This is a genomic window from Antarctobacter sp. (assembly GCF_048262615.1).
Classification (GTDB): domain Bacteria; phylum Pseudomonadota; class Alphaproteobacteria; order Rhodobacterales; family Rhodobacteraceae; genus Antarctobacter.
Genome location: NZ_JBLXFB010000054.1, coordinates 1 through 8,620 on the forward strand (window position 1 = coordinate 1; position 8,620 = coordinate 8,620).

The window sequence follows — 8,620 nt, forward strand, 5'->3', positions numbered from 1 at the left end:
CTAGGCGGACATGCTCAAAGACCGGCACCCGGCTCTACGGGAAAGCGTTTGGGCTGCGGGCGTGGCCTATTCTGATCCCGGAATAGACACCCCACCCAGATCAACGGGAGGCGCGATGAGCGCGCCTCCCACTCTCAACGCAAAAGTGAAAGTTCAAAAGATGAAAACCAAGACGTTCAAAGTTGGCCGCAGCGCCAAGACTGGCCGCTTCACCACAATTAAGAAGGCCACGCAACGCAAGTCCACCCATGTTGTGGAGACCATCAAGAAGAAGTGACGGCCATTGTCGTGCCCTGCGTCAGAGCTTCGCGGGGCACGACAGTTCACAGGAGATAAGCATGGTAGAGTTCACCGACCTGCCGCCTGAGGCGGCTGAGCTTATCCCGCGCCAGTATGACATTGACCGCGTAGAGGCCGGGCAGAAGGCCCCCGTATCTGGCTTCCTCTATAGGGGCGTCCAGATCGAAAGCCGGTGGGCTGTTTTGGCGGAGCTGGACATCATGCGCCGGATCGTCGACGCCCTGCCCGAGTTGATGGCGCGCCGCCTTGAAATCATCTGGTGCGATTCAAACGCCGGGGCATGCTACACTGTGACCGTTCGGCCCGGCCTCTGGGTTCCTGCTCTCCGCTGGGTAATCGCTGACGCCGTGATGGAGGCAGGGGGCGGCCACAATGGCATCATGGTAGAGGCGGACGGCGGCAATGGCTGTGATATCGACTTAGACTGGGGCGAGCGCTACTGAGCCGGCAATCCGAGCTTGAACGTCCGCTATGGACCACTCCACCTCCCCGCCACCTTGCGGCGGCGGGGAGCGCCTCCTCTCACACCTCTTTGCCGAAATGCAGTTCCACGTAGTCCATCACGTCGTCGATGATGCCCGGTGACTTGGCCTCGCGGCCTGAAAACCGCAGGATCCAGCCGGTGCGGGTGAGTTCTCGGCGGATGATGAGGTTGTTGCGGATGGTGCGGATGCGGCGGGGGTCGCCGCTCGTGCCGGGGGCCGGATCGGCGGGGCGGGGGTTGAGCGCCTCTTGCAGCACCGGGGCCAGCGCCTCCCACTGGGTTTCGGGCGCGGCGGTGCGCGGGAAGGGGGAGAGGGCGTTCAGCAGCAGATCCTCATACCCCGCATTCATCGCCGCCGTCAGTTGATCCAGCCGCCTTGTGGTCAACCGCTCTGGCGCGTTCAGCAACCTGTCAAAACATTGCACCACCGGCACGAGGCCGCGCAGGCGGGCGGTTTTCTGGCGCGAGGACGTGGGAAAGAGCGCGGCGATGGCTTCGTCAGGGGTGGCAAAGATCTCTTCCCGCAGACATTGCAGGATCAGGCGGACCTTTTCCCACGGGCTGATCTGGCTGCGAATCTCATTCTCGGCCACCATGGCGGTGACGGCCTTGGGGAGGCTTTCCGGGGTGCGCAGGAACGCGGCGATGGTGTCCTTTTCCAGCGTGGTGCAGGCGGCGAGGCGGCGAAAGCCGGACATCAGCCCGTAGCGGTGGCCGTCGGCTGACTGTTCCGACAGTTCCCACACCTCAATCGGTTGGCGCAGGCCGTCGATGAAGATGGATTGCATCAGCTCATAATCGGCCTCCGCGTCCTCGCTGGTGCGATCGCGGGGCAAGGCGTTGGGGTTGATGTCGGTGAGGGGGATGTGGTGGATGATGTCCGTCATGGGAGCCTCCTTTTTGCGGGCGCGAGTATGGCGCGGGCACAGGGGGCGTTGCGGGACAGGGCGTTGCAGCGTTCGGTGGGGGCGAAAGGCCCGCGCGGGGGCGGGCCTTTCGCGTGGGTTATTTCGGCATGATCACCTTGTCGATGACGTGGATGACGCCATTCGAGGCCTCGATATCGGCGGTGACGACGCTGGCGTCGTTGACCATGACGCCGTTGTCGAGGTCGATCATGATGTCGGTGCCCTGCACGGTCTTGGCCATCATGTCATCGGAGAGGTCGGTGGACATGACCTTACCGGCGACGACGTGATAGGTGAGGATCGAGACCAGCTGATCCTTGTTCTCGGGCATAAGCAGGGTTTCGACGGTGCCCTCTGGCAGCGCGGCAAAGGCGGCGTCGGTGGGGGCGAAGACGGTCAGCGGGCCGTCGCCCTTGAGGGTGTCGACCAGCCCGGCGGCGGTTGCGGCGGCGAGCAGGGTCTCAAAGGTGCCAGCCTCTTTGGCGGTGTCGACGATGTCCATCGAGTGGCCGCCGGCAAAGGCAGAGGTGGCGGCGAAGGCGAGCGCCGTGGTGGCGGCGAGGAACGTCTTGCGGATCATGGATAGTCCTCCTTGGGTCCAGCGTTGCGATGTGTCGGTCACATCGAACGGGTCTACGGGCCGTAGAAGGGGGTGGATCAGTGGGGATTTTTGCGGCGCGGGCTTGATCTGGCGGGCAGGTTTTCTAAGCCGGGGGTGCGCGCGGTTTCCACTGACATTTATGTGATGCAGAGGCGGCGGATTTGGTGTGATCCGGCGCGATTCCGGAGGGGGGAGGTCCCGGAGCATGTCCGGGACGCGGTCCGGTTTTCGGTAGCGGTGCGCCTATTCCAGACCGATGGCGGCGCGGGCGATGCCGTCGAGCAGCGCCTCGACCTTTTTCATCTCGCCGTCGGGGTAGCTGCGGAAGCCGATGGTGGTGGTGTCGGGGGTGTCCGGGCGGACGATGACGAAGATGTCGTAGGGGCAGAAGACCACGTTCATCGGGTCCGCCTCCATCACTTCGCGGCTGATCCGGGCCGAGCAGAAGCTGAAGATGTCGGCGTGGGTAAAGATGGTCACCTCCGACCCGACATCGCCCTTGGTGCGTTCCAGCATGTCGCCGGTGTGGCTGACGCTGTCGATCACCAGCCCCTCATCGAGGATGGCGTTTTCCAACCCGAAGACCACGTCGTCAAAGCTGTCGCTGGTGTCGTAGCTGACGATGCCCTCGGCGAAGGCCGTGCTGGCCACCAGCACAAGCGCCGTGGCACCAAGAAACTGTCTCATTTACTCTTCCTTTCACGAAATTCGCAGACGGGCTGCCATTCCTCTGTGATGGTGTCACAGTATCGACTGAGAAATACCTGAGCCTTGAGGCATATCAATACATTCGGGGGGTAGAATATGGAATACGCGATGGCCGCGCTACAGTATCTGGCGCTGTTCTTCGTCTTCATGATCGGTGTCGCGGTGGCGGTAATCGTTGTCATGTATATTGTCGACAAGACGCAGACCGGAGACGCGATCCGGCGCAACTATCCGGTGATCGGGCGGTTCCGGAACCTGTTCACGGAGTTGGGTGAGTTCTTTCGCCAGTATTTCTTTGCGATGGACCGCGAGGAAATGCCGTTCAACCGCGCGCAACGAAACTGGATCTACCGGGCGTCCAGCGGCAAGGGCAACACGGTGGCCTTTGGGTCGACCCGGAACCTGAACGTGCCGGGCACCCCGATTTTCATGAACGCGGTCTTTCCACCGCTGGACGATCAATATGCTTCGACCGAGCCGCTGGAGATTGGCCCCTATTGCCGCGAACCCTATTCCGCGCCGTCGATCTTCAACATATCCGGCATGTCTTATGGCGCGATCTCGAAACCAGCGGTCAAGGCGCTGAGCCGGGGGGCAAAGAAAGCGGGGATCTGGCTGAACACCGGAGAGGGCGGGCTGTCGCCCTATCACCTCGAAGGGGGCTGTGACGTTGTTTACCAGATCGGCACGGCGAAATTTGGGGTGCGCGATGCGGCGGGGAACCTGAGCGACGAAAAGCTGCGCGAGATGGCGGCGCATCCAGAGATCAAGATGTTCGAGATCAAGCTGAGCCAAGGGGCCAAGCCGGGCAAGGGCGGCATCCTGCCCGCCGCCAAGATCGACGAAGAGGTGTCCAAAATCCGGGGCGTGCCCTTGGGGAAGGATGCGATTTCTCCCAACCGGCACCGGGAAGTGGATGATTTCGACGACCTGCTGGACCTGATCGCCCATATCCGTGAGGTGACGGGCAAGCCTGTCGGGTTCAAGACCTGTATGGGCTCTGCCGATCCGTGGTTTGCCTTTTTCAAGAAGATCAAGGAACGCGGCGAGGAATGCGCCCCGGATTTCATCACCGTGGACGGCGGCGAGGGCGGCACAGGGGCCGCGCCGATGCCATTGATCGACCTTGTCGGCCTGCCGCTGCGCGAGGCGTTGATCCGCATGGTCGATCTGCGCGATCTGGCGGGATTGCATGACCGCATCCGTATCGTCGCGGCGGGCAAGCTGGTGGCGCCGGGGGATGTGGCCTGGGCGATCTGCCTTGGCGCGGATTTTGTGACCTCGGCGCGGGGCTTCATGTTCTCGCTGGGCTGCATTCAGGCGCTCAAGTGCAACAAGAACACCTGCCCGACCGGGATCACCACGCATATCCCCTCTTTGCAGAAGGGGCTGGTGGTGTCCGAAAAGGACAAGCGCGTGGCGGCCTATGCCAAGTCGGTGATCAGCGAGGTCGAGACCATCGCGCATTCCGTTGGTGTGGCGGAACCGCGTCAGATGCGGCGGCGGCATGTGCGGGTGGTCAAGGACGACGGGTCGTCGGTGCAGATGAACGAGATCTTCCCGTCGGTCCGGTTGGGCGACGGCGGCGCTGCGGGCAACCGCATGTTCGAAGAGGCGCTGCGCCGGATGGCGGCGGATGTGAAGGCCCCGTAGCCTTTCCCCCTTGGCGGATGTGCCGGGTTTGGCGCATCCGCCGGAGTTGCTGACTGGCTCCCCCCCAGTCTCTCCCCCAACCTCTCCCCGGTCGGACGTGCGGGAATTGCCGCCGCCCCGCCGGGAACCTGTGATAGGCTGTGCAGATTGCTGAGTGACCTTTTTTGACAGGGGATTTTGAAATGGGGGGGCATAATGGACGTTCGGACCGAGGAATTACCCGAAGAGACGCTTGATCCGGCCACGTGGGATGAACTGCAAGCGCTGGCCCGGAGGGTTGTTGACGATGGCATCGCCCATGTGCGGGATGTGCGTGACCGGCCGCTGTGGCGGGATATCCCTGCCGAGGTCAAAGCGGCCTTTTGCGCGCCGCTGCCGCGTGGGCCAAGCGATTTGCCGGAAGTGTATCAGCAGCTTTGCGAAACTTTGATGCCCTATCCGATGGGCAACATCCATCCGCGGTTCTGGATGTGGTACATGGGCTCCGGCAGTTACAGCGGTGCTTTGGCCGAGTTCATGGCCGCCATCGACGGGTCCAACCTTGGCGGGGGCAACAATGCCGCCGCCTTTATGGATACGCAGGTGGTGACCTGGCTGAAGCAGATGATGGGCTTTCCCGAGACGGCAAGCGGCACCTTGGTCAGCGGCGGTTCCATGGCCAATATCATCGGCCTGACCACGGCGCGAAACGTCAAGGCGGGCATAGATCTGCGGGCCGAAGGCGTCGCCGCCATTCCGCGCCCCCTGCGGTTTTACGGATCGGATCAGATACACAGTTGCCACCAAAAGGCGGTGGAACTGCTGGGTCTGGGCAACAAGGCGTTGCGGCGGGTGCCGACGGGGCCGGATTACCGCATGGACGTGGAGGCGCTGCGCGCCATGATCGCCGAGGATCGCAAGGCTGGCTGTTGTCCCGCAGCGGTGATTGCAACGGCGGGCACGGTGAACACCGGGGCGATTGACGATCTGGCCGCCATCGGCGCGCTGTGCCGCGACGAAGACCTGTGGTTCCATGTGGACGGGTGCATCGGCGCGCTGATCGCCATAGCGCCTGAGAACGGGCATTTGGTGGCGGGGCTGGAGCGCGCCGATTCCGTGGCGCTGGACCCGCACAAGTGGCTGCATGTGCCGTTTGAGGCGGGATGCGCTTTGGTCCGGGATGGGGGGCTGCATCGCGACACCTTTGCCGTGCATCCCGAATATCTGGAGGAAAAGCCGCGTGGCATTGCGGCGAACGAGTACCTGCATGATTACAACCTGCAAACCTCGCGCGCGTTTCGGGCGCTGAAGGTCTGGATGACGCTGAAGGAACATGGCGTCGACAAGTTCGGCCGGTTGATCGACCAGAACATCGCTCAGGCGGCCTATCTGGAGGGGCTGATCGCCGAGGTGCCAGAGCTGGAGATGATGGCGCCGCGAGAGATCAACATCGTCTGCTTTCGTTACCGTCCGTCGGGTGTGCCGGAGGGGGAGCTGAGGGCGCTGAACACAGAGATCATGCTGCGGATGCAGGAGGCGGGGATCGCCGCGCTGTCCGACACCACGGTGGATGGGCGACATTGCCTGCGGGTCGCGATCTGCAATCACCGGACACGGCGGGCCGATCTGGACCTGCTGGTGCGGGAGATCCTGCGGATCGGTGCTGAGGTGGTGCAGGGCTGAGCAGAGAGGCGGCGTCCGGAATGGAGGGGCGTGGGCGGTGACCCCTTGCTGCGCAAGGCGCACCTGACCCACCCGTCGCACGCGCTGGGACGCGTGGAGAGGCGGCGTCCGGAATGGAGGGGTGTGGGCGGTGACCCCTTGCTGCGCAAGGCACACCCTGCCCACCCGTCGCACGCGCTGGGACGCGTGCGACGTGTTACACCCGCGTGACGGCAACGTGAGAGATCGTTGGTTTGTCGGATGGCCATGCTCGCATATCTTGAGTCCAAAGAAAGCCTCAGGAGGACCCATGGCCAAGCGCTGGACAAACAAGCTGACCCGTTCCGACGTGACACCGGAACCCATCTTCATGAACCGCCGCAAGCTGCTGGCCGGTCTTGGCCTTGGCGCGGGGGCGGCGGGGCTGGGCGGGCTGGCGCTGTCCGGGATGCCCGGTGCCGCGCTGGCGCAGGACGACATGGCGCTGGAACCGAACGCCTTTGAAGAGATCACCTCATACTGCAACTATTATGAGTTCGGCACCCGCAAGGACGACCCGGCGCAAAATGCCCACATGCTGACGACCGAACCGTGGTCGATCACCATCGACGGGCTGGTGGACAAGCCGGGCGACTACGCGCTGGGCGATATCCTCAGCCAGATGACCGTCGAGGAACGCATCTACCGGTTCCGCTGTGTCGAGGCGTGGTCGATGGTGGTGCCGTGGAACGGATTTGAGCTGGCCGATCTGCTGGACCTCGCCGGGGTCAAACCCGAGGCGCAATACGTCGCCTTCGAGACGGTCTATCGCCCCGAGGAAATGCCCGGCACGCGCTATCCGGTGCTGGACTGGCCCTATGTCGAGGGGCTGCGTCTGGATGAGGCGCGCCATCCGCTGACCCTGATGGCGACGGGGCTGTACGGCAAACCCATGCCAAACCAGAACGGCGCGCCAATCCGGCTGGTGGTGCCGTGGAAGTACGGGTTCAAGTCGATCAAGTCGATTGTGCGGATCACCCTGACGGACAAACAGCCCCCGACCTCGTGGAACAAGGCCGGCCCAAGCGAATACGGCTTCTACTCGAACGTGAACCCGGAGGTGGATCACCCGCGCTGGAGTCAGGCTTCGGAACGCAAGATCGGCGGCGGGCTGTTCGCCAAACGTGTGCCGACCCTGATGTTCAATGGCTACGAAGAAGAGGTCGCCGCGCTGTATGACGGCATGGACCTGAAGGCGAACTATTGACCGATCTCATGTTGATCTCTGTCCTGACCTGCCCGGCCTGCAACGCGCGAAGCGAAGAGCAGATGCCGACGGACGCCTGCCAGTTCTTCTGGGAGTGCCCCTCGTGCAAGACGGTGGTGCGCCCGAAACCGGGCGACTGCTGTGTCTACTGTTCTTATGGCACCGTTCCCTGTCCGCCTGTTCAGGACGGAAAGGGGTGTTGCGCATGACCACGCTTGTTGATGGCCTGAACCGGCTCTTGCGGAGCGTGCCGCCCTGGGCGCTGTACCTTGTGCTTGCCCTGCCTGCGCCATGGTATCTGTATCAGGGGGCCACCGGCGGTCTGGGGGTCGAGCCGATCAAGGCGCTGGAGCATGCCTTGGGTGAGTTTGCCTTGCAACTGGCCATTGTCGGACTGGCGGTGACGCCGTTGCGGCGGCTGGCCGGGGTGAACCTGATCAAGTTCCGGCGCGCCATCGGGATCATGACCTTTACCTATGTGTTCCTGCACCTGCTGGTCTGGCTGGTGCTGGACGTGCAGATCCTGAGCCAGATCTGGGCCGATATCCTCAAACGTCCCTATATCACCGTGGGCATGGCGGGCTTTGTGCTGATGATCCCCTTGGTGGCGACCTCCAACAATTGGTCCGTGCGCAAACTGGGGCCGCGCTGGCGCAGACTGCACCGACTGACCTATCCGGCGGTGGTTCTGGGCGGGGTGCACTATGTGATGCTGGTGAAAGGCTTTCAGATAGAGCCGCTGATCTATCTGGGTGTCATTCTTGGCCTGCTGGCGCTGCGAGTCCGGTCGCTGCCCCGGTTGCGACCTGCCTGAACCGGGCCTGAGTCGGGCCTGACTTGGGCCTGAGTCGACTCAAACGGACGAACCGGCCCGGTGCCGAAAGGAAATCCGCCCCTTGAGGGCGGATTTCTTGATTCTTGGGAGGGGCGGACCGGGTGATTTGGGGGTGATTCACGTGTGATTTGGAATTTGTGTTGTGTGTAAGGCTGTGGGTAAGTCGAGATGTGGTGTGTTTTGGGGTGTGTTGGGGGTGTGGTTTGGCGTTTTGGTGAAAAAATGCGCGTTGTAAGGTATTGAT

General features: G+C 62.9%; 10 protein-coding genes. 7 read left to right on the plus strand and 3 right to left on the minus strand.

Annotation, left to right across the window (positions count from 1 at the left end; translation table 11 throughout):
- Positions 1 to 115: 115 nt before the first annotated feature.
- Both ACN0S5_RS23700 and ACN0S5_RS23705 read left to right on the plus strand, forming a co-directional pair.
- Positions 116 to 277 (plus strand): hypothetical protein, encoded by a 162-nt coding sequence (locus tag ACN0S5_RS23700; protein WP_417211706.1) that lies wholly within the window; start codon positions 116 to 118, stop codon positions 275 to 277.
- Between the two features lie 61 nt (positions 278 to 338).
- Entirely contained in the window at positions 339 to 743 is a 405-nt protein-coding gene (locus tag ACN0S5_RS23705; RefSeq protein ID WP_417211707.1) for a hypothetical protein, read from the plus strand.
- A gap of 79 nt (positions 744 to 822) precedes the next feature.
- Here ACN0S5_RS23705 and ACN0S5_RS23710 read toward each other — a convergent pair whose 3' ends face one another.
- The 3 genes from ACN0S5_RS23710 to ACN0S5_RS23720 form a co-directional block, all read right to left on the minus strand.
- On the minus strand, positions 823 to 1,671 hold the full coding sequence (locus ACN0S5_RS23710) for a ParB/RepB/Spo0J family partition protein (RefSeq protein ID WP_417211708.1): 849 nt from the start codon (positions 1,669 to 1,671) through the stop codon (positions 823 to 825).
- A 118-nt stretch (positions 1,672 to 1,789) separates the two neighbouring features.
- Positions 1,790 to 2,272, minus strand: a complete 483-nt coding sequence (locus ACN0S5_RS23715; RefSeq protein WP_417211709.1) for a fasciclin domain-containing protein — start codon at positions 2,270 to 2,272, stop codon at positions 1,790 to 1,792.
- Between the two features lie 264 nt (positions 2,273 to 2,536).
- Positions 2,537 to 2,980, minus strand: a complete 444-nt coding sequence (locus tag ACN0S5_RS23720) for a DUF302 domain-containing protein (protein ID WP_417211710.1) — start codon at positions 2,978 to 2,980, stop codon at positions 2,537 to 2,539.
- A 117-nt stretch (positions 2,981 to 3,097) separates the two neighbouring features.
- Here ACN0S5_RS23720 and ACN0S5_RS23725 point away from each other — a divergent pair, with 117 nt between their 5' ends.
- The 5 genes from ACN0S5_RS23725 (at position 3,098) to msrQ (ending at position 8,355) form a co-directional block, all read left to right on the plus strand.
- A complete protein-coding gene (locus ACN0S5_RS23725) occupies positions 3,098 to 4,654 on the plus strand; it encodes an FMN-binding glutamate synthase family protein (protein WP_417211711.1) in 1,557 nt (518 codons plus the stop codon).
- A 195-nt stretch (positions 4,655 to 4,849) separates the two neighbouring features.
- A complete protein-coding gene (locus tag ACN0S5_RS23730) occupies positions 4,850 to 6,316 on the plus strand; it encodes a pyridoxal phosphate-dependent decarboxylase family protein (protein WP_417211712.1) in 1,467 nt (488 codons plus the stop codon).
- 289 nt (positions 6,317 to 6,605) lie between these two features.
- Positions 6,606 to 7,541 (plus strand): protein-methionine-sulfoxide reductase catalytic subunit MsrP, encoded by a 936-nt coding sequence (gene msrP, locus ACN0S5_RS23735; RefSeq protein ID WP_417211713.1) that lies wholly within the window; start codon positions 6,606 to 6,608, stop codon positions 7,539 to 7,541.
- A gap of 8 nt (positions 7,542 to 7,549) precedes the next feature.
- Positions 7,550 to 7,750 carry a GDCCVxC domain-containing (seleno)protein gene (locus ACN0S5_RS23740; protein ID WP_417211715.1) on the plus strand — a complete coding sequence of 67 codons (201 nt, stop codon included), beginning with the start codon at positions 7,550 to 7,552 and terminating at the stop codon, positions 7,748 to 7,750.
- Complete coding sequence (gene msrQ / locus ACN0S5_RS23745; protein ID WP_417211714.1) at positions 7,747 to 8,355, plus strand: protein-methionine-sulfoxide reductase heme-binding subunit MsrQ; 609 nt, start codon at positions 7,747 to 7,749, stop codon at positions 8,353 to 8,355. The genes ACN0S5_RS23740 and msrQ overlap by 4 nt, the downstream gene beginning before the upstream one ends.
- Positions 8,356 to 8,620: the final 265 nt, after the last annotated feature.